The sequence below is a fragment of the Flavobacterium jumunjinense genome (assembly GCF_021650975.2).
In the GTDB taxonomy this organism is placed as follows: Bacteria; Bacteroidota; Bacteroidia; order Flavobacteriales; family Flavobacteriaceae; genus Flavobacterium; species Flavobacterium jumunjinense.
The window spans coordinates 2,922,963-2,948,052 of the sequence record NZ_CP091285.1; the positions used below are offsets into that span (position 1 = coordinate 2,922,963).

At 31.0% G+C, this 25,090-nt stretch carries 18 protein-coding genes; 12 read left to right on the plus strand and 6 right to left on the minus strand.

The features are described 5' to 3' along the window. Positions 1–61 precede the first annotated feature (61 nt). Positions 62–3,628, minus strand: coding sequence for a T9SS type B sorting domain-containing protein (locus tag L2Z92_RS13110; protein ID WP_236454121.1), 3,567 nt, complete (start codon positions 3,626–3,628; stop codon positions 62–64). Positions 3,629–3,774: 146 nt separating this feature from the next. Then, complete coding sequence (locus L2Z92_RS13115) at positions 3,775–4,002, minus strand: T9SS type B sorting domain-containing protein (protein WP_262912976.1); 228 nt, start codon at positions 4,000–4,002, stop codon at positions 3,775–3,777. A gap of 571 nt (positions 4,003–4,573) precedes the next feature. Between L2Z92_RS13115 and L2Z92_RS13120 the strand changes: the two genes are divergently transcribed. Further along, positions 4,574–5,059 carry a T9SS type A sorting domain-containing protein gene (locus L2Z92_RS13120; RefSeq protein ID WP_236454128.1) on the plus strand — a complete coding sequence of 162 codons (486 nt, stop codon included), beginning with the start codon at positions 4,574–4,576 and terminating at the stop codon, positions 5,057–5,059. A 22-nt stretch (positions 5,060–5,081) separates the two neighbouring features. Beyond that, positions 5,082–6,014, plus strand: a complete 933-nt coding sequence (locus tag L2Z92_RS13125; protein ID WP_236454131.1) for a DUF1566 domain-containing protein — start codon at positions 5,082–5,084, stop codon at positions 6,012–6,014. Between the two features lie 270 nt (positions 6,015–6,284). On the opposite strand, the gene L2Z92_RS13130 is transcribed toward L2Z92_RS13125, so the two are convergent. Then, positions 6,285–10,364: a DUF7948 domain-containing protein gene (locus tag L2Z92_RS13130; protein WP_236454134.1), complete on the minus strand. Its 4,080-nt coding sequence runs from the start codon at positions 10,362–10,364 to the stop codon at positions 6,285–6,287. Between the two features lie 403 nt (positions 10,365–10,767). On the opposite strand from L2Z92_RS13130, the gene L2Z92_RS13135 reads away from it, so the two are divergent. The 8 genes from L2Z92_RS13135 (at position 10,768) to L2Z92_RS13170 (ending at position 21,639) form a co-directional block, all read left to right on the plus strand. Beyond that, positions 10,768–11,112 carry a helix-turn-helix domain-containing protein gene (locus L2Z92_RS13135; protein ID WP_236454137.1) on the plus strand — a complete coding sequence of 115 codons (345 nt, stop codon included), beginning with the start codon at positions 10,768–10,770 and terminating at the stop codon, positions 11,110–11,112. Positions 11,113–11,224: 112 nt separating this feature from the next. After that, entirely contained in the window at positions 11,225–13,432 is a 2,208-nt protein-coding gene (locus tag L2Z92_RS13140; RefSeq protein ID WP_236454140.1) for a B12-binding domain-containing radical SAM protein, read from the plus strand. Positions 13,433–13,513: 81 nt separating this feature from the next. Beyond that, positions 13,514–15,631, plus strand: coding sequence for an ATP-binding protein (locus L2Z92_RS13145; RefSeq protein WP_236454143.1), 2,118 nt, complete (start codon positions 13,514–13,516; stop codon positions 15,629–15,631). Between the two features lie 56 nt (positions 15,632–15,687). Continuing rightward, the gene (locus L2Z92_RS13150; RefSeq protein WP_236454146.1) at positions 15,688–16,644 is read left to right on the plus strand and encodes an aldo/keto reductase; all 957 of its coding nucleotides are present in this window, start codon (positions 15,688–15,690) and stop codon (positions 16,642–16,644) included. 34 nt (positions 16,645–16,678) lie between these two features. Beyond that, on the plus strand, positions 16,679–17,800 hold the full coding sequence (locus L2Z92_RS13155) for a peptidoglycan endopeptidase (protein ID WP_236454149.1): 1,122 nt from the start codon (positions 16,679–16,681) through the stop codon (positions 17,798–17,800). Between the two features lie 124 nt (positions 17,801–17,924). After that, positions 17,925–18,410 carry an acetyl-CoA carboxylase biotin carboxyl carrier protein subunit gene (locus L2Z92_RS13160; RefSeq protein ID WP_236454152.1) on the plus strand — a complete coding sequence of 162 codons (486 nt, stop codon included), beginning with the start codon at positions 17,925–17,927 and terminating at the stop codon, positions 18,408–18,410. Positions 18,411–18,524: 114 nt separating this feature from the next. Further along, positions 18,525–19,964, plus strand: coding sequence for an acetyl-CoA carboxylase biotin carboxylase subunit (gene accC, locus L2Z92_RS13165; protein ID WP_236454155.1), 1,440 nt, complete (start codon positions 18,525–18,527; stop codon positions 19,962–19,964). A 133-nt stretch (positions 19,965–20,097) separates the two neighbouring features. Then, positions 20,098–21,639, plus strand: coding sequence for an acyl-CoA carboxylase subunit beta (locus L2Z92_RS13170; RefSeq protein WP_236454157.1), 1,542 nt, complete (start codon positions 20,098–20,100; stop codon positions 21,637–21,639). A 54-nt stretch (positions 21,640–21,693) separates the two neighbouring features. Here the strand turns inward: L2Z92_RS13170 and L2Z92_RS13175 are convergent, their stop codons facing one another. The 3 genes from L2Z92_RS13175 to L2Z92_RS13185 all read right to left on the minus strand — a co-directional run bounded on the left by L2Z92_RS13175 (position 21,694) and on the right by L2Z92_RS13185 (position 23,313). Then, positions 21,694–22,386, minus strand: a complete 693-nt coding sequence (locus tag L2Z92_RS13175; protein WP_236454160.1) for an SIMPL domain-containing protein — start codon at positions 22,384–22,386, stop codon at positions 21,694–21,696. 64 nt (positions 22,387–22,450) lie between these two features. Next, entirely contained in the window at positions 22,451–22,927 is a 477-nt protein-coding gene (locus tag L2Z92_RS13180; RefSeq protein ID WP_236454163.1) for a GyrI-like domain-containing protein, read from the minus strand. A gap of 2 nt (positions 22,928–22,929) precedes the next feature. Further along, complete coding sequence (locus L2Z92_RS13185) at positions 22,930–23,313, minus strand: RDD family protein (protein WP_236454165.1); 384 nt, start codon at positions 23,311–23,313, stop codon at positions 22,930–22,932. Positions 23,314–24,006: 693 nt separating this feature from the next. On the opposite strand from L2Z92_RS13185, the gene L2Z92_RS13190 reads away from it, so the two are divergent. Both L2Z92_RS13190 and L2Z92_RS13195 read left to right on the plus strand, forming a co-directional pair. Then, positions 24,007–24,528 (plus strand): site-specific integrase, encoded by a 522-nt coding sequence (locus L2Z92_RS13190; protein ID WP_236454167.1) that lies wholly within the window; start codon positions 24,007–24,009, stop codon positions 24,526–24,528. Further along, on the plus strand, positions 24,515–25,045 hold the full coding sequence (locus tag L2Z92_RS13195) for a tyrosine-type recombinase/integrase (RefSeq protein ID WP_236454171.1): 531 nt from the start codon (positions 24,515–24,517) through the stop codon (positions 25,043–25,045). Before L2Z92_RS13190 ends, L2Z92_RS13195 begins: the two co-directional genes overlap by 14 nt. The last annotated feature ends 45 nt before the right edge of the window (positions 25,046–25,090 follow it).

Sequence of the window (25,090 nt, forward strand, 5' to 3'; positions counted from 1 at the left end):
AAAAAAGGGACTGTCTATAAAATAGTCCCTTTTTTGTAGATATATAACGTTTAAAATGAGTTTATCGTTTCAAAGTAAAATGTCCTTTAAATTCTTTTCCGTTTTCTCTCGTTACCACAAACCAATAGTCTGTAGAAGGCAATTGTTTACCTAAATAGTTTCCGTCCCAACCTTGAGAACTAGAGCCAAATTGTTTGATAAATTTCCCTTGTCTATCAAAAATAGATACAATCATGTTCGGTTCATTATCTGAAAATTTAATTTGCCAAAAATCATTATAACCATCTCCATTAGGTGTGAAAAACTTAGGATACATTAATAAATATATTTCACCAGAAACTTCACCACATTCATTTTTATCTCTAACATAGATAGTGAACTCACCAGTTTCTAAATCATAAAAAGTATTACTGTCTTGATATACAATTCCGTCTAAAGAATATTCATAGTTCCCTAAGCCTGTAACATTAACCGAAATAATATTATTTTCAACCGTCCAGTCTTCTGTATTGAATGAAGTAATTGTAGCAGGATTAGATAAAACAACTTCAAGCTCTTTAGTAGAAGAACATGTTAAAGCACCATGATTCTCAGTAACTGTTAAAGTATAATTTCCAGCTTGGTCAACAACAATAGATTCTGTAGTTTCACCCGTAGACCATAAATAACTATCGAAACCATTTTCTGCATTTATTGTTACCGTGCTGTTTTCGCAAAGAATGTAACTATCGTTCATGGTTATAACAGGAGAATCTATGAAGCTAAAAGTAAGTGTAACTACTTTAGAACAATTTTGAGATGAGGTTACCCTAACATAAACAGTATTATTTGTATTGCTTAAATTATGTGCATTTGAATTCGTAATTAAAGAACCAATAGTTTGATTAGTTGCACCAAGATAAGTAGTGTAATATGTAAAGCTAAAGTCTATAGCATTAGCAATTAGATTATCATTATAACTTGATAAATTTATATTTTCACTACCATCATTCAAATTATCACAAGTAGTAACATGATAATCATGAGCATCGGGTAAAGACAAATAAGTACTGTTAATATAAACAGAATTTGTATTTGAAACACATCCATTATTCATTTTAGCTTTTATGTAATACGCTTGACCTCCTAATAAATTTGTAATAGTATTGTTTGAAGTCCAAGTGTTTCCACCATCAAAACTATATAAATCAGCAGGAGTTGTTATTGTAATTGTGGCATAAGTATCACAACCTGCATTTGTATAAGTGTATTCAGGATATATAGAATTGAAATCGCGCAAGTTTACATACGTATAATAAGATTCACAAGTGGGAGAGTTTCTAATTTTAATAATATAATAACCTGGACTAAGATTAGTAGCTATTGGGTTTGTTGTCCAAGTTGCACCATTATCAAAGCTATATTCATTAGCAACAGTTGTGATCGTGATTGTTCCATTCGCCCCACAAATTGAGTTAGAAACAGTATAAAGTGGTGCGGGAAGATTAAAATAATTTAGATTGACATAGAGTGAATTTGAAATACAATTTAAATCATTTTTGATTACGATATTATAAGTTCCAGAATTTAAATTTGTAGCAACAGGGTTCGTAGTCCAAGTGTTTCCACCATCAAAACTATACTCAGCCGCTATTGTTGTAATTGTGATGCTTCCTTCCGTATCGCAATCTGGTTGAACTACTGTATATTCAGGATTTGGTAGGTAAAAATTTCTCAAAAACACATTAACGGGGTAAGAAGTACAATTAATATTGTTTCGAATTAATATTTCATAATACCCTGGCGATAAATTGCTTTCTGCATTTGAAGTAGTCCAAGTGATTCCTCCATCAAAACTATATTCTGTTGCAGTATTATGTATTGTAATTGTACCACCCAAACCACAACTAGGATCGATTATCGTATAATCAATGCTTTCGTTTAAATAGAAGGGCTGTAAGTTTACAAATTGAGAATAGGATTCGCAACCATTATTATTTCTGATTTTAACATAATAAGAACCAGCAGGTAGGTTTGATAATGTTGGACTATTTGACCATGTAGTACCATCATCAAAACTATACTCATCAGCAGTAGTAGTAATTGTAATTTCACCACTATTATCGCAGCTAGGTTGAATAATAGTAACTGTAGGTTGTGATAAAAAGACTCTATTTATGGTTATAAATTGATTAGCAGATTGGCAACCATTCTGATCTTTTATTAACACAATATAATTTCCAGGTTGTAAATTATTTGCTACAGAATTTGTTGTCCAAGTTATTCCTCCATCAAAGCTATATTCAGAAGCAATAGAAGAGTTAATTGTAATAGTTCCAGTTTCGTCACAACTAGTAGGTTGAGTAACTGATAAATTTGCAGATGAAATTAGTTGCGGTTGCTGAATGGTAACTCCAGTTCCAGAAGAAATACAACCATTTGGAGTTTTTATCTTTATAAAATAATTTCCAACAGGAAGTGAATTTTTTATTGGTGAGCTTTGCCAAGTTATTCCATTGTCAAAACTATATTCCAATGCTGGAGTAGTTATAGTAATTGTTCCAGAAGGGACTAAACAGTTAGGTTGAACAACAGCATAATTTGGTGAAGATAAAATTCTATTTATAATTGCTTCAGTACTAATATAGCAAGTTGAACCATCTGAAATTTTAACGGAGTAATGTCCTAAGTTACTTGTAAATGATGGAATATTGAAAGTACTAGATGTTGCACCAATAATAGCAATTCCTTCATGATACCATTGGTAGGTAACAGCCGAACTAGTATTAGTAGTTATGTTTGCATTTAAAATTAAATTGTTTTCACAAAAACTACCCGATTGACTGATATTAACTCCGAATTCAGAAGCTTCGTTTAGTAAAAGATTATCAAAAACAAAATAAGGAAATATTGTTTGGTCTAAGGTATAAGAATTGGGCAACACTGCTGGAGCACCAATCATTATAGCATTAATATCTATTGTAGGTGTAAAGGTCATTGTTACTTGTTCCCAATCGGTTAGTGGAGAATAAGTAACATGTCCAATTATTTTCCAAGTTGGGTCTGAAATATTTGGACTGAATACAGTATTTAAAGGTAAATTACTTCCATCAGTACATCCATATAAAGTTATATTAATAGGTTCATAATTTGAAATTACTCCTGGCAAATACCCTCCAGTCGGATTAATAGCTAAAGAAGCTATATTGAAAGTAAGTTGGTAATTAGTACCACTTAACATAGGAGAAAGCAGAGGAGTTCCTATATATTCTTTCCAATCACTTAAAAAACCAGCACCTACAATAGCGTTTCCATCAGGAAATGTATTTAACCCTGAGCTAACTACACCAGGAAGGATATAACCACAAGTGTTAAAATAATCAGAAGTTGCTGAAGTAGCTTGAATCCAAGGAGTAGCTAAACTTAATTGATCATTACCTGGAATTGAAAAATTGGTAGGACATGAGCTGTGTACCTCAAAAGAGGGATTTGGAATAATAGAATTTACAGATGTTGTAGCACATTGGCATTCATCATCATTCAAATCAATTAATCCATCACCATCATCATCAATCCCGTTATCACAAATTTCTTGCGCTGAAAGTATCGAACTAATTAATAAAAAAAAGAAAAGTAATTTTGTCTTCATATAATTTTGTAATATAATACTGCAAAAGTACTATTTAAACAAATAGGAAGCGTTAGCAAAAATTAAAATGTTAGTTAAATTATTTTTTTGTAAATTATTTAACATAGAACGTGAAAGATATGAAGATATCTTATGAATTATTTAAATCAACGCATCAAAGTAAAATGTCCGTTAAATTCTTTTCCGTTTTCTCTCGTCACTACAAACCAATAATCTGTAGAAGGCAATTGTTCGCCTAAATAGTTTCCATCCCAACCTTGAGAATTAGAACTAAATTGTTTGATAATTGTCCCATAACGATCAAAAATTGTAACCATTAAGTGAGGTACGTTTTCAGAGAATTTAATTTTCCAAAAATCATTATAACCAGTCACCTTTTGTATTAAAAAATTTAGGGAACATTAATAAATAAGCATTCTCTTTAATTTCACCACAACTACTTTTACTTGAATTTGCGTCAAATCTCGAAGCTAATCTATCATAATTGATTGCCTTTATTTTGTATGAAAAAGTTATAAATACACAAATGAATTTGGACCTTGCTAAGTTAAGTTCTCCTTTAAAATGAGTTTGCAAAACTGAAATAAGTACTGTGTCTTTATCCGTAAGACTCTTGTTTTATTATGAAAAATTATGTTGTACCAATATTATAATATACGAAATATCGGTCTTTTTTTGGAGATTAATTAATTTTTATTTTTTTTGAATTTTAATGAAACGTAATTTTTGTTATGTACTTAAGAGAAAATCAGATACTCTTGTTCCTAAAATTTACCTTCTTGTTCCATTTTTTTATTTATTCTATCCTTTTTTTAAATACATTTGACAAGAATTAATTACTGTTATAATTAATATTGATTCTGTTTTTTAAAATTAGATAGGCTTGTTTTTTTACAACTTCTCTTTTTAAATATAAATTAATGTTTAATCCCAAAAACTAAAATTATGGATCAAAAAAAATCCAAGTATTATGTTGCCTTGCTCTTTAGTCTAGGACTTTCCATTGTAAATGCTCAAAATGGAACCGTTAGCTCAGGAGGAGATGTTTCAGCAGCCCAAGGAAGTGTTGCTTATTCAGTAGGGCAACCATTTTACACCACTAGTGCTGGTACAAATGGTTCAGTAGCACAAGGTGTGCAACAACCTTTTGAAATTCAAGAGGTATTAGGAACCGACTTGTTTTCAATTAAATTAAAAATGTTGGCTTACCCAAATCCAACTACTGATGTTTTAAATTTAGAGATTGAAGAAAACGAATTTTCGGGTATGTCTTATCAACTTATTGATTTTAATGGCAGAGTGATTAAAAGTAGTACAATTTTAAATCAAAGTACTATTATTCCTATGGCTGAATATCAAAAAGCGATTTACATGCTTACTGTAACTCAAAATAACACCATTATCAAAACTTTCAAAATTATCAAAAAATAAAAAATATGAAAAAATAAAAAATATGAAAAAAATAATTACTCTTATCGCTGTATTATTACTGAATACAATTGCATTTGCACAAGCACCAGAAAAAATGAGCTATCAAGCTGTCATTAGAGATGCCAGTAATGCTTTAATAACAAATCAATCTGTAGGTATGCAGATAAGTATTCTTCAAGGTTCTACTAATGGTACGGCAGTATATGTAGAAACACAAAATCCTACAACTAACAATAATGGTTTAGTTAGTATCGAGATTGGTTCTGGTACCAATGTATCGGGAGTATTTAGTAATATTAATTGGGGAAGTGACAGCTTTTTTATAAAAACGGAAACAGACCCTGATGGTGGCACAAATTATACCATTACGGGTACGAGTCAGTTAATGAGTGTGCCTTATGCTTTGCATGCTAAAACTGCTGAAAGTGTTGGAAACTACACTACGTATGCAATAGGAGATCAATTGCAAGGAGGTATTGTGTTTTACGTTGATCAAAGTGGTCAACATGGCTTACTATGTGCCATTGAAGACCAAAGTACTGGTGCTCCATGGCAGATTACTAGCAACGAAATGACTGGAGCGCAATTCTATGGAATTGGTGGAGGATATGCGAATACCATGCTAATTATTGCATCTCAAAGAGGGGACTACGATGCTAATTACGCTGCAAAGTTATGTTCAAGATACTATACCTATAGTACTAGTCTAGGTCTAGTATATGGTAATTGGTACTTACCTAACATTGTTGAACTTCAACTTATGCAAGGTAGCAAAGACGTAATCAATGCCACTGCTACAACGATGGGAGGTAGCAATTTAGTTGGAGAATATTGGACTTCACGTGAAGGAGGACAAACTACTGATGGACATGCTCAAACAGTCTATATGTCTGGCGGTACAGGTGGAAGAGCAAAAACCGATCTTAAGTCCGTAAGAGCAATTAAAGCCTTTTAAGTGATGCACTCTGGAATTTTTTTTAGCAAATTAGGCTAAAAATAAAGTCTACTGAATACAAAAAGAGAGACTGTCTGAAAAGACAGTCTCTCTTTTTGTATTCAGCTAAAAATTTAGTAACACTTCAAGTGTGTAAAAGGTAATGATAGAATTGAAAGCCAAAACTGAAGAGGAAATTAATATTGTAGCCTCTTTGCCGTTTGGTTTATATGTACTTTCAATTAATGATGAAAAAAATGTTCGTTTTATTGATAGCTTTTTTGTTGTTTTTTATCTTTTCAAAGTAAAATGCCCTTTAAACTCTTTTCCGTTTTCTCTCGTTACTAAAAACCAATAATCTGTAGAAGGTAATTGTTCACCTAAATAGTTTCCATCCCAACCTTGAGAACTAGAACCAAATTGTTTGATAAATTTCCCATAACGATCAAAAATTGTAACTGTTAAGTGAGGCTCGTTTTCAGAGAATTTAATTTTCCAAAAATCATTATAACCATCACCGTTTGGAGTAAAAAATTTAGGGTACATTAATAAATAAACATCCTCTTTAACTTCACCACAACCATTTTTATCATTTACGTAAACAGTGTATTCACCATTTGGTAAACCATTAAAAATTGGACTATTTTGGTAAGTGATACCGTCCAATGAATATTCATAGTTACCATCACTATTGGAACTTAATAATACACTTATTGTATTTTCATTTGCAGTCCAATCAGATGAAATAATTTGAGTAATCGTACCGATATTTGAATTAACTACACTAAAATTTTTAGTACTAGAACAAACTAAAGAGCCATGATTTTCTGAAACAGTTACTGAATAATTTCCAGATTGGAAAACAGTAATAGAAGAAGTTATTTCTCCAGTAGACCAAAGATAATCGTCAAATCCATTACCAGCAGAAATAGTAATTGAAGCGCCTTCACAAATTGGCATTATATCATTAATATTTAAAAAAGGTTTACTATATAAAGTAAAATCTAAAGTAACCACTTGATGGCAAGTATTTGGAGAATCAATTCTAACATAAATAATGTGATTTCCAAGAGATAGATTATAATTGGTTGGATTAGTAATTTTATCAGAGGTAATTAGATTTTCGGCACCATTCAACGAATTGTAATAACTAAAGGTATTTCCAGTTGAGGTAATTAAATTAGTGTTATAATTGGTTAGATTAATAATTTCAAAACCATTATTCAAATCATCGCATAAGGATTCAGAATAATCGGTTGCGTTTAAAGTATTGATTAAACTAATAGTTATAGCTAATCTATTGATACTCTCACAGCTATTAATCGTTTGTGTAGCATAATAAGTAGTACCATCAACTAGTGTTGTAGTATTTGGTAAAACCGAATTGCCATTTAAATTTTCATACCAAGTTATAGACGAACCAGCAATAATAATCTCATTTAAAGTAGCATTAGCCGTACTACAAAAACTTTGATTTACATTTCCTGTTGGAGCAGCAGTATTCTGAAGTGTTACACTAACAGGAACTCTCTCACTCTCACAACCATTTATTGTCTGACTTGCATAATAAGTTACTCCATTTTGTAATAGAGTAGATGTAAGTAAAACAGTTCCTGCTGTTTGAGCATCATACCAAGTGATATTTTGTCCAGTAATTTGAATATCGTTAATAGTTGCGTTGTCTTGAATACAGAATTGTTGTGGTGAGTTTATTATTGGTAACGGAACAGCAATAATAACTACATTTTGAGTTTGATTACTAGTATTTCCATTTCCATCATTATAAAGCCAAGTAATAGTATAGTTTCCAGCAGTTGTATAATTTATAGGGTCCGTTGTAGTAGCATTAATTATTCCAGTACAATTATCATTAGCAGTTGGAATAGCAATAGTTGTATTACAATCTCCACTTATAGTGGGTAAATTTGTAATTGTAGGAATTGGAGCTTCACTATCACCTACAATTATATCAATTGTAACAGTATCATCGCAACCACCAGTTCCTGTTATAGTACAAGAATATTGCCCGTTATTTAGAGAAGTTACATTTGGAATAATTGGATTCTGGTCAGTTGAGGTAAATCCGTTTGGACCAGTCCAAGCGTAACTGTTTCCTCCAGATGCTGTTAGGTTAATCGTACCACCAACGCATACAGGTGAGTTACTTGAAACATTAATTACATTTGGACTAGTTTCTAGAAACTTCATAGAATAGTAATTTAATAAACCTAGCATATTTTGTTGATGACTACTACTATCTGATATTAAGTTATTGGAACTGGTAATTCCAGAAACATAAATATTATTGTTATTATCAATAGATAATTTTGTTGCAGAATCAATAACATAACCACCATTCATTGCATCTCCACCAAGAAATGAACCCCAAATAAAATTACAATTTTTAGAAAATTTACCAATATATCCCAAACTTTCGCCATAAAGATTCCTATTGAAAGAACAAGAATTCGTTAGATTTTGATTACTGGAACTTCCAGTTGCTCCAAGATAAATAGAATTGTTTTTATAAATAATTGAATAAACGTTCAAATCATTTAAGTAGGAACCCCAAAGTCTTACTCCAGTACTAGATAATTTAGCAAAAAAACCATTATATAATTCTTGACTTGAAAATTGAAAACTTCCTGTTGTTGTCATGTTGGAGCTACTGGCTGTTTGACCTCCAATATAAATATTATCTTCATCATCAATTTCTACAGATAAAATATCTTCTATATTGTCACCACCATAATACGATGACCATAATCTATTTCCATTATTTGAAAATTTATAAATAATACCATCAATTTGTCCGTTTGGATATTTAGTCTGTTGAAACACTCCACTTGTTGCGATGTTAGTCTCACTTCTAGTATAGCCAACCGCAACTACATGGTCATCTTTAATAACCACTGCATTAAAGCTTTCAAAGCTTTCACCACCAGCATAGGTACTCCAAATAATAGTTCCTGTTGAATCAAATTTTGCTATAAAAGCATCGCCATAACTTGAACTACTTTGAAATAATTGGGATTGAAAATTAGAATTATAAGCAATTCCTGAAACACTTGAAGTGCCACCTACAATATATATGTTGTTTAAATTATCTATATCTAAATCCAATGCGAAGTCATCATTATTCCCGCCAAAATAAGTACCCCAAATTCTCACTCCTGATTCATTAAATTTAACAATATAAGCATCTCGATTTGCTTGGTAATTCTCTTGATGAGATCCAACTGTACTAATGTTTATTGGCGACTGTGTTTGTCCAGTTATAACAATATTATTTTGTGAGTCTGCTTTTATGCCACGAATATCATTATAATTAATACCACCGTAGTATGTACCCCATAATCTTGTTCCATTTGTATCAAATTTTACAATAATACCATTTGTACATAAATATTGAGAAGTAGGAATAGAGTTTTGATGAGCACCAGTAGTAGCAAAAGAGGAGTTTGATGCTGAAGTAGAACCAGACATATACAAATTACCATAGGAATCTATTGTATTATTTACGGTACCTAATGAATAATGATTATTAGTTTTATCTCCATATAATGTTCCCCACAATCTCACAGGAACAGGATCAATAACAATTATCTTATTAGAATGATTGACTTCTCCTTCAAAACCGTAAACATTCTTCTTAATTCTTTTATAATTTACAGAAATTTCTTTTTTAGAACTTCCATTCTCAATCCAACTTAATGGTAAAGTTTCTTCCATTGCCCCAAAACGAAGATTCATCTTTATTTTATTATCAACTAATTCGGTTTTACCACCATTAAACTTTAACTGAATGTCAGATACTTTTCCTCCTGGTTTTACTATGAAATTATACTCCACAACTTTTGTGCTATCTTTTGGAATAAAGAAAACCACATCAATATTGTTATAAATATTTTGATAGGTTATCTTTTGATATTTATGTACATTAGTAATGCCGTTTGGTGCATGAGCAACATTGTAATAATTATCATAATCAGATGATTTTTCCTCTGAAATTAACTTACTATTTTTATTTGAATTTAAAAAGTCAATATCAATTCTATGAAAATTATACTTTAGAGAGTAATCTGGTGATTTTACTCCATTGTCAAAATTAGGGTCAGAAGTATAAAGCTCTTTATCCTTTTTTGTTAAAGGAATTTTCTTTGTTTCATATACATCATAAGAGAAACCATTAGCTCTCAACTGAACATTTAATCCATTCGTATTTAATAGATATTTAACTTTTGAATTTTCTTTTCCTTTTTGATCGATAATTTGCCCTTTGTTTTCAATAAAACCAATAGAAGTAGTCTGTTTTTGTGTAAAAACAGTAACAGTACTAACCAAAAATAATAAAACGTATAAAAGTTTCATATATAAAAACTTAAAAATAATATGCAAAAATACTATTTAAACAAATACATTTTTGAACCAAATACTTATTTGTTGAATAAATAGTTTAAAAAATTAGTTGCCAATTATAAATATTTTCAAACAACAATTTAATAAACAACAAGCTTGATCTAACTTATTGCAATTTTATTTTTATACCTTACTATTTATTCTTTATATCTTGTTAATTTATTTTTATTTATAATTTATTTTTTATTATTTAATACTATAAAATCTATATATAGAATCATATTTTTATAATATAATGTGACTTAATATATATATCTTACTACTTTATTGTTATTACTTGCTACTTTATTATTGTTATTTACTACTTTATTGATATATCTTATTACTTTTTTATTATTTTTGAAATAAAAACTATATGATACACTTCAATTTTAGTCGCATTTTTAAACTAAAAGGAATAGTAAGACCTTTTACTTATTTAACGAAGAATGGCTATTCAGCTGGATATGCTACAAAACTGACGAACAATAGAGTGCATGAAATTAACTTAGTACGTCTCGAAAAGTTTTGCCGAGATTTTAATTGCACTCCCAATGATATTCTAGATTTTAAACCATCCTCAAATGATAGTATCTCAAAGGATCATGCACTACATACACTTACTAAAAAAGAACTGGACACAGAGCTTATTTATAAAATAAATGCTTTACCAGCAGATAAAATCCAACAAATACATAATATTCTAAAAGAGATGGAGTAATTTTGTCCTCATTTTTAATTTACTATGAAACGAGCCATAACAAATCTTGATGCCCACCGAGATGATAATTGGCGAATTCCATCTGACCTATAAAAAAAATAAAAATAAACAGATGAAAGACATTCTATTAATCACTCCACCTTTTACCCAACTGAATACTCCATATCCAGCAACAGCCTATATTAAAGGGTTTCTGAATACTAAAAACATTGCTGCTTTTCAAATGGATTTAGGGATAGAAGTAATTTTAGAATTGTTTTCAAAGATAGGGTTACAAAATATTTTCGAATATGCAACGGTACAATTCGAATCGAGTAATGATATTTCTGAAAATTCAGAACGGATTTTTACACTTCAAAGTGAATATAGTAAAACAATAGATTCGGTTATTGCATTTCTTCAAGGGAAAAACCCTTCATTGGCAAGGCAAATATGCAGTGGTAACTTTCTACCAGAAGCTTCACGTTTTAGTCAGTTGGACGATATGGAATGGGCTTTTGGAAACATGGGAATGCAAGATAAAGCTAAGCATTTAGCAACATTGTATTTAGAGGATTTATCCGATTTTATAGTAGAATGTATCGATGAAAATTTTGGATTTAGTCGTTATGCCGAACGTTTAGGGAGAAGCGCAAACTCATTTAATGAACTGCATCAAGAACTGCAAAGTGAACCTACTTACATAGATGTAATAACTTTATCTATTTTAAACGATAGAGTAAAAAGTATTCAACCAAAATTGGTTTTAATTTCCGTACCCTTTCCAGGTAATTTATACAGTGCTTTTCGTTGTGCTCAATTCATAAAAAACAATTATCCAGAAATTAAGATTTCTATGGGTGGTGGCTTTCCAAACACAGAACTTCGAGAAATAAAAGACAAGCGTGTTTTTGAATTTTTCGATTTTATTACTTTAGATGATGGAGAATTACCTGTTGAACTTTTAGTTAATCATGTTTTAAATTCCCCTCCATTGGAGGGGTTAGTGGAGGCTAAACGTACATTTCTCCTTGAAAACAATGAAGTAACCTACAAAAATAATACTCTAAAACACGACTATAAACAAAGCGAAGTAGGAACACCTGACTATTCCGATTTGTGCCTTGATAAATATATTTCTGTGATAGAAATTGCCAACCCAATGCATAGTTTATGGTCAGACGGACGTTGGAATAAGTTAACAATGGCTCATGGATGTTATTGGGGAAAATGTACTTTCTGCGATATCTCCTTAGATTATATTAAAATTTACGAACCCGTTGCAGCCAAACTATTAGTAGATAGAATGGAAGAATTAATGTTGCAAACGGGAGAAAACGGATTTCATTTTGTAGATGAAGCAGCACCACCAGCTTTAATGCGAGAGGTTGCGCTAGAAATTCTTAGAAGAGACTTAGTAGTAACTTGGTGGACGAACATCCGATTTGAGAAAAGCTTTACCTATGATTTGTGTTTGTTATTGAAAACTTCGGGTTGTATTGCAGTTTCAGGAGGTTTAGAAGTAGCATCAGATAGGTTACTACAATTAATAAAAAAAGGAGTAACGCTAGAACAAGTTGCCAAAGTAACCAGAAATTTAACCGAATCAGGAATTATGGTTCATGCTTATTTAATGTATGGCTATCCAACTCAAACTATTCAAGAAACAATTGATAGTCTTGAAATGGTGCGACAATTATTTGAGTTAGGAGTGCTACAATCAGGTTTTTGGCATCAATTTGCAATGACAGCACATAGTCCAGTTGGATTAGATCCTGAAGCTTTTGGGGTAGTACCAGAAAAAAATGAAATTACGTTTGCTAATAATGATATTAATTTCAAAGACAAAACAGGCATCAATCATGATAAGTTTAGTTTCGGATTAAAGAAATCATTATTCAATTATATGCATGGAATTTGTTTTGATTATGAATTGCAAGATTGGTTTGATTTTAAAATTCCAAGAACAAAAATCGATCCAGATTATATTTCAAATTGTCTACAGCAAGAGCAAGTTTTTACATTAAAACCAAATGCAAAAATTGTGTGGTTAGGAATGAATCCAATACTTGAAATTTTTACAAAATCTAAAAAAGGGAATTCTTGGGAAATGATGAAATTATTTTTCCATGATAAAAAAGTTTCATTTGAAATTGTGTTAGAAAAGGAAAAAGGAGAGTGGCTTGTTAGAATGTTACCCTCGCTTTCTGTAAAGAATCAAGCTGTTTCAACTTTAGGCCAATTAAAAACAAGTTATGAATCTGACTTTGAAGATTTTGAATTATTTTGGTATTCTAAGCCAATTGAGACACTAAAAGAGAATGGGTTATTGTTAATTTAATGAAGCGATTTTTATTGTAAGCTTTTATTCTTTATATTTAGTCAGGTTTTAAGTTAAAAATATAAATTAAACGCTGATACTATGTCCTTTGTTGCGGCAAAAAAGAATTTACAAGTAACTACCTATTCTAAAGTAGTTTTCTTATTGGTCATTGTATCAATAGGCTTTTTATTACTAATGTCTACCTTATATTATTATAATCAAAAGCAACAACGACAGTTTTATATTACCTCTTCTCAAGACTTAGAAAGAGAAGTAAACGGATTAATGGACCTGAATTCAGATTCCTATATTTCACTAATAAACGAAATTACCTATTGGGACGATTTAGTTAATTTTGTAGAAGAAAAAAATATAGAATGGTTTGATAATTCAGTAGTCTATTTAATTGATAGTTACAAAGTAGATTATATTGATGTTTATACAATGAATGAGGAGTTTGTATCCAAAGCATCAACATTAAAAATTAGAACACAAGACTTCATTCCAAAATCGGTATTTCCAAAACTAAAGAAAGATAAATTAATAAAGTTTTATACAAAAATTCCAGAAGGAATAGTAGTTGTCTATGGAGCAACAATCCATTCTTCTACAGATCCATTTAAGAACAAAACAGCTCCAAAAGGCTATTTTTTTATTGCAAAATTATTAGATGATAAATATTTTTTAAACATTAAAAAAGCAAGTAGTGCAACAATAAAATACTACGATAATAATGAACAAATAGAGTCAGATAATATTTTTTATATTAAAGAATTAGAGGATATTGATGGAAAGAAAATAGCATCATTACTTTTTCAAAGAAAAGCAAAAGTTGATTTTTCTAACACACGTAAAATAGTATACATTACTCTTGTTGGTTTTTTATTATCCATCGCAATCTTTTTTTACTACGCAAATAGATGGGCAAAAAAACCAATGTTACTAATTAAGAAAGTATTAGAGAAAGGAGATGTTGGAGCAATAAATGAATTAAAAAATAAAAGAGGAGAGTTCAGATACATTGGTAAACTATTTGAACAAAATCACTACCAGAAAATCCGACTACAGGAAACAAAACTAAAAGCAGAAGAAAGTGACAAACTAAAATCGGCTTTTTTAATGAATTTATCCCATGAAATCAGAACGCCAATGAATGCAATCATGGGGTTTTCAGACCTATTATCAAAAAAAGATTTGACTACTTCTGAAAAAGAAAAATATTTAGAAATAATTAAAAAAAGTGGTTCAAACTTAATTGCAATCATTGATGATTTAGTTGAAATGTCTAAAATTGATTCCGATTTAGTCACTCCAAAATACAGTAGTTTCGATTTAAAATCAATGCTTCAAGCCACATTCGATTCTGTGAAGATTACAATGAATAAAGATAAGAATGTCGATTTAAAGTTTATTAATCCAGAACCTTTAGTTTCTAAAAACATTATTTCAGATGTTGTTAAATTAAATCAAGTTGTAACCAATTTATTGTCTAATGCAGTTAAATTTACCGATGAAGGATTTGTAATTTTAGATTATGAAGTAAATGAAGAAAAGCAAACTATAGATTTTTCTGTAAAAGATTCTGGGATTGGAATTCCAGATGAACTGCAAGAAAAAATATTTGCAAGATTTAATAAAATTAGCATTAATGAAAGTGTAAATAATGACGGATTAGGGCTTGGACTCGCAATTTCGAAAGCTTATGTTGAAATGTTAGGAGGAACAATGTCTTTAAAATCAGAAATTGGAGTTGGTTCAACTTTTAGATTTTCGATTCCATTAAAAGAAGATACTTCTACCCAAAAAATAGATATACAAATAGATGTTAAAGAAGTGCCAATGAATAAAGGGAATAAAGAGGTTATTCTGGTTGCTGAAGACGATAATATTAATTTCCTTCTAATCGAAAAATTGTTAACCATGCTAAACTTCACTATTATTCGTGCAAAAAATGGAGAAGAAGCAATCTTGTTTTGTGAAGAAAATAAAGAAATAGACCTCGTTTTAATGGATATCAAAATGCCAGTTTTAGATGGTCATCAAGCTTTCAAAAAAATTAGAACATTTAATAAAACGGTTCCAATAATTGCGCAAACATCCTATTCTTTTCCAGAAGAAATTGAAAAAATAAAAGAATTAGGCTTTAATGATTTCATTACAAAACCAATAGAGAAAGAGAAACTATTCATGTTGATTGAAAAATACTTAAAGAAATAGTCGGACAAGACTTGTTTGTGTTAGTATAAAATCAAGATAATTTTTAACTTTGTCAGATGGAATATAATAGATGTGGAAAAAGCGGACTATTAATGCCGCAAATTTCTTTAGGACTGTGGCATAATTTCGGATCAGTTGATGATTTTGAAAATGCTGAAAATATAGCAAAGGAAGCTTTTGATAAAGGAATAACTCATTTTGATTTAGCTAATAATTATGGCCCAATTCCAGGTTCGGCAGAAGAAAATTTTGGTAAAATTGTACAAAGAAATTTCAAAGGATTCCTAAGAGATGAACTTCTAATCACGACTAAAGCTGGATTTAAAATGTGGGAAGGACCTTATGGAGAATGGGGTTCTAGAAAATATTTAATTTCTAGCTTAAATCAAAGTTTAAAAAGAATGCAACTAGACTATGTAGATGTTTTTTATTCTCATAGACCAGATCCAAATACTCCAATAGAAGAAACAATGGCTGCATTAGATTTTGCTGTTCGATCAGGAAAAGCACTTTATGCAGGAATTAGTAATTATAATGCGGAAGAATCAGCAATTGCAATTGATGTTTTGCAAAAATTAGGAACACCTTGTGTAGTGCATCAAACAAAATATTCTATGTTTGAGCGCACACCAGAACAAGGCTTGTTAGATGTTATAGGACAGAAAGAAATTGGCTGTGTTGCATTTTCACCTTTAGCACAAGGATTATTAACAAATAAATATTTAAAAGGAATTCCAGAAAACTCAAGGGCGGCAAATCCAAACGGATATTTACAATCATCAGATGTAACAGAAGAAGTAATTCAAAAGATTACAGCATTAAATTCACTAGCAAAAGAAAGATCGCAATCATTAGCACAAATGGCTATCGCTTGGTTATTGAAAGAGGAGAGAATAACATCGGTTCTTGTAGGAGCAAGTTCTATAAATCAATTAAATGATAATTTAGAAAGCTTAAAAAGGTTAGATTTTTCAAGTAAAGAATTACAAAAAATTGAAGCGATATTAAAATAAAGAATATTATTTTTCAAGATTTGTCCAATAAAAATTGAAATTATACGTTGTGTCAAATCATATTTATAAAAACATTAAACGAACTATCTACATGGCTAATTTCAAGATTATTGTTATATTTTTTCTATTTGTCAATAGTTTTGCTATTGCACAAAACAATACACATAAGGTAAAAAAAGGAGAAACAATATATTCAATAACAAGGAAATATGATATGTCAGAAAAGACATTGTATAAATTAAATCCAAAAATTAAAGACAAAGTACTGCAAGTAAATACCGTTTTAACTATTCAGAAAATAAAAGAAGAAGACTTAGTTGAAACCACTAACGAATTAGCTGAAAACCTTAGAACGCATAAAGTAAAAAAAGGTGAATCATTCGCTACAATTTCGAAAAAATATAATATAAGTATTGAAGCGTTAACGTCACTTAATCCTAAAGTCAAACCAAGAAGATTAAAAGCAGGAACCATTTTGAAGATCCTAAATAAGGAAGAAAAAGTTCAAGAAGAAGTGATTGCTGAAACCAATACAAATAATGGACAAAGTAATAAAAAGATAGAACATATCATTCTACCAAAAGAAACGAAATATGGTATTTCAAAAAAATATGATATTACTATTGAAGCCTTAGAAAATTTAAATCCAGAGATAAAAACAAATTTTCCTGTTGGATATGTTTTAACAATTCAGTCAGGTGAAACAGAACCTTCTGTTCTTAATGAGGAAGAGACACTACTAGTTAATGCAATGTCTGATAATTTTCTTAAAAAAGCAGATATACTAGTAGAAAAAGCATCAGAATTCATTGGTACACGATACAGAAGTGGCGGAACAACTCCAAGCGGTTTCGATTGTTCGGGTTTAATGTTAACAACGTTTAAAGAAATAGACTTAACATTACCTAGAACATCAGGAGATCAAGCAAATTACGGAGATGAAGTTAGAAAAAATAAAGCACAAAAAGGCGACTTGATTTTCTTTGCAACAGGACGAAAAAAGAGTAGAATTAACCATGTTGGAATGATAACTGAAGTTTCAGATGGAGAAATAAAATTCATACATTCTTCCACGTCAGCAGGCGTAATAATATCTTCTTTAAATGAATCGTATTATTCCACTCGATTTAAACAAATTAATAGAGTATTAAACTAAAAAAAGAAGTACTAAATAGTCTTTTTTTATGCTTTAAAGCTTCGTTAAAAAGCATATTTTTGAGGTTCATTACTAACGAAAACGATTTCTTTTTCCTATTTTTACACCACTTAAAAGTAAAAATATGAGTAATCATTATAAACTAAACGTAAACAATACTTTTCAATTCGATCTTGATAACGATATTGTTTCTCAATTAGACGCTGTAAGTGTTGAAAAAGATAAATTTCACATTTTAAAAGACAACACACCTTATCAAGCAGAAATTATAGCAACCGATTTTATCAATAAAACCTATACGGTAAAAGTAAATAATACGACTTATACTGTAGCTATTGCGAATGCATTAGATATGTTGATAAAAGAAATGGGATTCGAAGTTGGTGCCTCAAAGCAAGTAAATGCAATTAAAGCACCTATGCCTGGTTTAATTTTAGAAATTGCTGTAGCAGTTGGACAAGAAGTAAAAGAAAACGATCCTTTATTGATATTAGAAGCCATGAAAATGGAAAATAGTATATTGTCGCCTCGTGAGGGAGTAATCAAATCGGTTACAATGACAAAAGGAGCAGCAGTAGAAAAAGGAGCTTTATTAATTGAATTCGAGTAAAGAAAACAGAAAATAGAAACAAGATAAAAGAGCAATGAAACAAGAAAAAATAGTTTATAACAAACATCTTTCTTCTTTCAATGAAATGGTCTTTTTTCTTTCATCTTAAGAACAATGAAAAAAATATTAGTAGCAAATCGTGGTGAAATTGCCATAAGAGTAATGCAAACAGCAAAGAAAATGGGAATCAAAACCGTTGCTGTTTATTCGGTTGCCGATAGAAATGCACCTCATGTAAAATTTGCTGATGAAGCAGTTTGTATTGGAGAAGCACCTTCAAGTCAATCGTATTTACGAGGAGATAAAATAATAGAAGTTTGTAAACAACTTAATGTAGATGGAATACATCCAGGATACGGATTTCTAAGTGAAAATGCAGACTTTGCCGATTTAGTAGAAAAAAGCAACATCACTTTCATTGGGCCTAAGTCGAAAGCTATGCACATGATGGGAAATAAATTAGCAGCTAAAGATGCTGTTAAAGATTATGATATCCCTATGGTTCCTGGTGTAGATGAAGCAATTACAGATATACCAAAAGCAAAAAAAGTTGCCGTTGAAATTGGTTTCCCAATTTTAATTAAAGCAGCAGCTGGTGGTGGTGGAAAAGGAATGCGTGTTGTAAATAACGAAGCGGAATTTGAATCACAAATGAATCGTGCAGTTTCTGAAGCGGTTTCTGCTTTTGGAGATGGTTCTGTTTTTATCGAAAAATACGTTGGTTCTCCACGTCATATCGAAATTCAAGTTATGGCTGATGGTCACGGAAATATCATTTACCTTTTCGAAAGAGAATGTTCTGTACAACGTCGTCATCAAAAAGTAGTAGAAGAAGCACCTTCATCGGTGTTAACACCTGAAATCCGTAAAGCAATGGGTGAAGCTGCTGTAAAAGTAGCCAAAGCTTGTGATTATTTAGGAGCGGGAACAGTCGAATTTCTTTTAGACGAAAATAAAAATTTCTATTTCTTAGAAATGAATACGCGTTTGCAAGTAGAACATCCAGTAACGGAATTAATTACAGGAATGGATTTAGTAGAAATGCAAATTCGTGTGGCTCGTGGTGAAGCGCTTACTGTAAAACAAGAAGACTTGCAAATTACTGGTCATGCAATGGAATTACGTGTTTATGCAGAAGATCCATTAAACGACTTTTTACCAAGTGTTGGGAATCTTGAAGTATATCAATTGCCTGTTGGCGAAGGAATTCGTGTAGATAACGGTTTCGAGCAAGGAATGGATGTACCCATTTATTATGATCCAATGTTAGCGAAGTTAATTACGTACGGAAAAACACGTGAAGAGTCTATCGAATTAATGATAAAAGCGATTGCTAATTATAAAGTAGAAGGAATTAGTACAACATTACCTTTTGGAACTTTTGTAATGGAACATGAAGCGTTTCGTTCAGGAGATTTTGATACACATTTCGTGAAAAAATACTATGATGCTGAGGTATTGAAAGCTCAAGCGGCAAAAGAAGCAGAAATTGCTGCTTTAGTAGCTTTGAAAAAATATTTGGAAGACCAAAAGATAGTTCGATTACCTAATTAGAAGAAATTTTAAGACGGATAGATAAAAGACGGATAGATGATTGACATTTTCTATAATTAATGGTAAAATGTAAATTGAGTAATATTTTTAGTCTATAATCTATTTGTCTATCATCTTTTATCTCAAAAAAAACATGCAAGACAAAATAAAAACATTAGAAGATAAATTAGCCCAAGCTTATTTAGGTGGAGGTGAAAAAAGAATAGCAAAACAACACGAAAAGAAAAAGTTAACGGCTCGTGAGCGTGTCAATTATTTAATGGACGAAGGTTCATTTGAAGAAATTGGCGCATTAGTTACACATAGAACAACCGATTTCGGAATGCAAAACGAAATCTATTATGGAGATGGTGTAATTACAGGTTACGGGACTATTAATGGGCGACCAGTGTATGTTTTTGCACAAGATTTTACCGTTTTTGGTGGAGCATTATCAGAAACACATGCAGAGAAAATATGCAAAGTTATGGACATGGCTTTAAAAGCAAATGTTCCTATGATTGGTTTAAACGATTCTGGTGGTGCACGTATTCAAGAAGGAGTGCGTTCATTAGGAGGTTATGCGGATATTTTCTACAAAAACGTACAAGCCTCTGGGGTAATTCCTCAAATTTCTGCAATTATGGGACCATGCGCTGGTGGAGCCGTGTATTCTCCGGCTATGACCGATTTTACCATGATGGTGGAAGGAAGTAGTTATATGTTTGTAACCGGACCAAGTGTTGTAAAAACGGTAACTAATGAAGAAGTAACTGCCGAAGAATTAGGTGGAGCAAGTACGCATTCTACAAAATCGGGAGTGGCACATATTACGTCTACAAACGATATTGAATGTTTAGAAGATTTAAAAAGATTATTGAGCTATTTACCTCAAAGTAATAAAGAATTGCCAACAAAATTACCTTACGAATTAAACGATGAGGTTCGTGAACAATTGGCAAATCTTATTCCAGATAATGCGAATAAGCCTTACGATATGCACGATGTTATTAAAGGTATTATTGATGAAGAATCGTTTTACGAAATTCATAAAAATTATGCCGAAAACATTATTGTAGGTTTTGCAAGAATTGGTGGTAGAAGTGTTGGAGTAGTAGCCAACCAACCGATGTTTTTAGCAGGTTGTTTAGATGTAAATTCGTCTATAAAAGCAGCGCGTTTTACACGTTTTTGTGATGCGTTTAATATTCCATTATTAGTATTGGTAGATGTACCCGGTTTCTTACCAGGAACAGATCAAGAATGGAACGGAATTATCGTTCACGGAGCAAAATTATTATATGCATTAAGTGAAGCAACTGTGCCAAAAGTGACTGTAATTACACGTAAAGCCTATGGTGGAGCGTATGACGTAATGAATTCGAAACACATTGGTGCCGACTTTAATTTTGCTTGGCCAAGTGCAGAAATTGCAGTAATGGGAGCCAAAGGAGCTTCAGAGATTATCTTTAAGAAAGAAATTAGCGAAGCAAACGATCCTGCAGCAAAACTTTTAGAAAAAGAAGCAGAATATGCAGAGAAATTTGCAAATCCATATAGCGCAGCACAACGCGGCTTTATCGATGAGGTTATTTTACCACAAGACACGCGCAGAAAATTGCTTAAAGCATTTAGTATGCTAGAACACAAAGTAGTTGATACTCCAAAACGCAAACACGGAAATATTCCTTTATAAAATAAAAACCACCGCAAGGTGGTTTTTTTATCTCTTTTTTTAGAATTCAAATATCTATTTTATCTCAAAACGAGCTTTTATTTCAAAGCGAATAAGTATTGGTTTAAAACCTGTTGGGCTTGAGTCTAGTTTACTATTAAAAGAATTCGAACTAAATGTATTAGCTCTTGCAAAAGAATCGTTATCTATTTCTTCTATAATTAATGGATCACCACGTTCTTTGCCTAAGCTTTGAAGTAAATAATCAGCTTTCAATTTCGCCTGATTTAAAGCTTCAATTTTAACTTGTTTTCTAAACTCAGTAATCTTAGAATGTGTAAACTCGGAAAATTCAATTCGGTCAAAACCTTTAAAGTTGAGTTCATTTATAAAATCATCCATTATATAGAAATCATTGAATTTTATTTTATAAGTTTTACTGATTAAAGTTTCTTTCTTTTTAGCTCTATTAAATGATCTTATGTTTTCAGTAATGATATTTTCTTTTTTAATTTCAAAATCATTAACAATTTTAAATAACTCTTTTTCAACAGAATCTAACTCCACTTTTGTTTTATAATGCTTCGCTTTACTATTGTTTTTATATTCTTCTTCCCAATATTCAGTAATAATGACTTTTACAAAGAACTGATCTGGAGTTACCTCTAAAACGCTAGAGCCTGTCACATCAATATATTTTGGAGTTTCATTTTGAGAGAAAGTTAAGAGAGTGCAAAATAAAAAGAAAAAAGGAAAAATATGTTTCATGTTTTTTTTATTAGTTGGATAAAATAATGGAATTTGTGTCTTTTTTAGAATAGTAATTAAAGAATTATTGTATAGGTACCCAAACTTCTTCTTCTGTTTCTGGGTTTTCATGTCCTAAATAGTTATCGCCCATTACTGCAAAATGAGGGCGATCATCTATAGTATATTCCGAATTGGGTAACCATTCTGCATAAATATAGTGCGTGGTTTTTGGGAAATCTGCACTTGTACCTTTATGAAGAAAAACAGCATACTTGCCAGCTGGTAAATCAAATTGTTGAAAATTTTCAGGAACAAAATCATAGTTTTTTACTGCTACCAAAGCAAATTTTGTAAACGCAGTTGTAGGTGTAAACTCCTCAAAAGTTTCACCATTGTAAATTTGTAGTGAAAATAAATCGGCACTTACAGCATTTTTAATTTCTTTTAATCGAGGCATCAATTGTTGCCAAATCTTCACCGTTTGATCATTAGCCATCGTGGTTTTAATAGAAAAACCAATCATTTTCTTTGCGGTAATTGTTTCAGTTTTTAAGAACATAATTATTTATATATTACGATAGAACCCGATGCTAAATCATGCAGTGTTCTTTTGTTATCGGATGTAAAAAAAGTAATGAAAGAAACCCAGCCTAATACCATTTTAATACCATATCGAAGTAATGCATTTATAAAGTTAATTTTTTGAGACTCATCATTTGCTTTCCTTACTTTAATTCCAGCATAGTTCTGACCAATTGTAGCCCCTTTTATAGAAACTAACAATGGTTCATATAAAATGAAATAGAGCACAAATAAGAAAGCTTTCATTATTTCTGGAGTGTTTTCAAATGAATTTAAAACGTCACTTGTAATAATAATCAAGGCAATAAGAATAATAGCATCAATTGTAAGACCTTTAATTCTGTCTAGTAGGTTTGGATACATGTTTTTTTTTAAATGAATGTCAAGGAAAATAAACGGGTTAAATATTGGCAGAAAACTTTTCAAAGTCAAATATAAACAAATTATACTACGAAGGGCTTGGGGCAGTACTACAAAATAGCTTCAATAACAAAAAGAATAGGCTACTTTATAAAAGTAATTTTTGATTTAATTCTATAGTTGTTTAGTAAAATACGGCATTTTAGAAAAAAGCATTAAAAAAGAAATTGGACAGTAAATAATCAGCGTAGTTCAAAACACCGACAGAGTAGGTCATAAGACTATCAGAGTAGCAAACTAGAGCAACAGAGTAAGAAAAATGTCGTCAGAGTAGGTCACAAGACTATCAGAGTAGCAAACTAGACTTCCAGAGTAAGAAAAATGTCGTCAGAGTAGGTCACAAGACTGTCAGAGTAGCAAACTAGACCAACAGAGTAAGAAAAATGCAGTCAGAGGGGAGTAGTTCAAAATGGTGTAGGAGCAGCATATTTTTTTATTAGAGTAGTATATTATTTTGTTTATACGAAAAATTTAAAATAAAACAGCTAATTTTTGACGCCAAACGCATTGCGTCTGAAGTAGAAAAAACGTTTTTAACACTAAATGCTCAGTTTTTGAACTGAAATTTTATAATTATTTTAACCATTAAAAAAACAAACAATTTTAGTATATTTATAATTGTAAAAGCCATATCACATGAACTGGAAAGCCGAATTAATAACCTATAAAGGAGAAAAACGTATTGCTGTTATATTTGCAAAAAATGCTAGACTAATTGCTCGTATCAAAACTTTTGATGGAGCCAGATGGAGTGCTTCTAAAAAATATTGGCACTTGCCTGATACGATTGACAATAGAATTCGTTTCAAAATTTCTTCGCCACTTCTTCCTTCAATGGAAGGAATACAACAGTTAGAACAATTTAAACATTGGTTGCAATCTAAACGCTATAGCGAGAATACTATAAAGACCTACAGCGAAGCGCTACAATCTTTTTTAACATTTTTCAATCAGAAATCTGTTTTTGAAATCACTAATGACGATGTTATTTTGTACAATACTGCTTATATTTTAAAAAACAAGCTTTCTTCTTCTTATCAAAATCAGATTGTGAATGCCATCAAACTGTATTTCAAAACCATTCGCAATGAAGTATTAGTTATAGAGAAAATTCATCGTCCGAAAAGAGAAAAAATATTGCCCAATGGTTTTGAGTAAAGAAGAAATAAAAGCCATTTTAGAAGTACCGAAAAACTTGAAGCACAAAGCTATGCTTTCCCTTATTTATAGCTGTGGTTTAAGAAGAAGTGAATTATTGCATTTAAAGCCAATCGACATAGATTCCAAAAGAAATATAGTTATTATAAGGCAATCTAAAGGGAAAAAGGATAGGATTACGCCATTATCACCAAAGATATTGGAATTGTTAAGAAGCTACTATAAAGCATATTCTCCAAAAATGTATCTTTTTGAAGGGCAAGAAAAAAGCACACCTTATTCTGCTAGAAGTTTAGAAGAAGTATTAAAAAAAAGTATTAAATTAGCATCTATAAATAAACCTGTAACATTGCACTGGCTTAGACACAGTTTTGCTACTCACTTATTAGAAAGTGGAACAGATTTACGATACATACAAGAGTTACTTGGACATAATAGTAGTAAAACAACTGAAATTTACACGCATGTAAGCACAAAAAACTTACAGCAGATTAAAAGTCCTTTTGATGATTTGTAGAAAAATAAAACGCAATGATAATTGAGCCAATCTATACAAAAATGG

Coding starts and splice junctions, on each gene's coding strand:
- L2Z92_RS13170 (WP_236454157.1), top strand. CDS start 20,098: ATGCAAGACAAAATAAAAACATTAGAAGATAAATTAGCCCAAGCTTAT.
- L2Z92_RS13180 (WP_236454163.1), bottom strand. CDS start 22,927: ATGTTCTTAAAAACTGAAACAATTACCGCAAAGAAAATGATTGGTTTT.
- L2Z92_RS13175 (WP_236454160.1), bottom strand. CDS start 22,386: ATGAAACATATTTTTCCTTTTTTCTTTTTATTTTGCACTCTCTTAACT.
- L2Z92_RS13160 (WP_236454152.1), top strand. CDS start 17,925: ATGAGTAATCATTATAAACTAAACGTAAACAATACTTTTCAATTCGAT.
- L2Z92_RS13110 (WP_236454121.1), bottom strand. CDS start 3,628: ATGAAGACAAAATTACTTTTCTTTTTTTTATTAATTAGTTCGATACTT.
- L2Z92_RS13135 (WP_236454137.1), top strand. CDS start 10,768: ATGATACACTTCAATTTTAGTCGCATTTTTAAACTAAAAGGAATAGTA.
- L2Z92_RS13120 (WP_236454128.1), top strand. CDS start 4,574: ATGGATCAAAAAAAATCCAAGTATTATGTTGCCTTGCTCTTTAGTCTA.
- L2Z92_RS13140 (WP_236454140.1), top strand. CDS start 11,225: ATGAAAGACATTCTATTAATCACTCCACCTTTTACCCAACTGAATACT.
- L2Z92_RS13190 (WP_236454167.1), top strand. CDS start 24,007: ATGAACTGGAAAGCCGAATTAATAACCTATAAAGGAGAAAAACGTATT.
- L2Z92_RS13150 (WP_236454146.1), top strand. CDS start 15,688: ATGGAATATAATAGATGTGGAAAAAGCGGACTATTAATGCCGCAAATT.
- L2Z92_RS13145 (WP_236454143.1), top strand. CDS start 13,514: ATGTCCTTTGTTGCGGCAAAAAAGAATTTACAAGTAACTACCTATTCT.
- accC (WP_236454155.1), top strand. CDS start 18,525: ATGAAAAAAATATTAGTAGCAAATCGTGGTGAAATTGCCATAAGAGTA.
- L2Z92_RS13125 (WP_236454131.1), top strand. CDS start 5,082: ATGAAAAAAATAATTACTCTTATCGCTGTATTATTACTGAATACAATT.
- L2Z92_RS13195 (WP_236454171.1), top strand. CDS start 24,515: ATGGTTTTGAGTAAAGAAGAAATAAAAGCCATTTTAGAAGTACCGAAA.
- L2Z92_RS13185 (WP_236454165.1), bottom strand. CDS start 23,313: ATGTATCCAAACCTACTAGACAGAATTAAAGGTCTTACAATTGATGCT.
- L2Z92_RS13130 (WP_236454134.1), bottom strand. CDS start 10,364: ATGAAACTTTTATACGTTTTATTATTTTTGGTTAGTACTGTTACTGTT.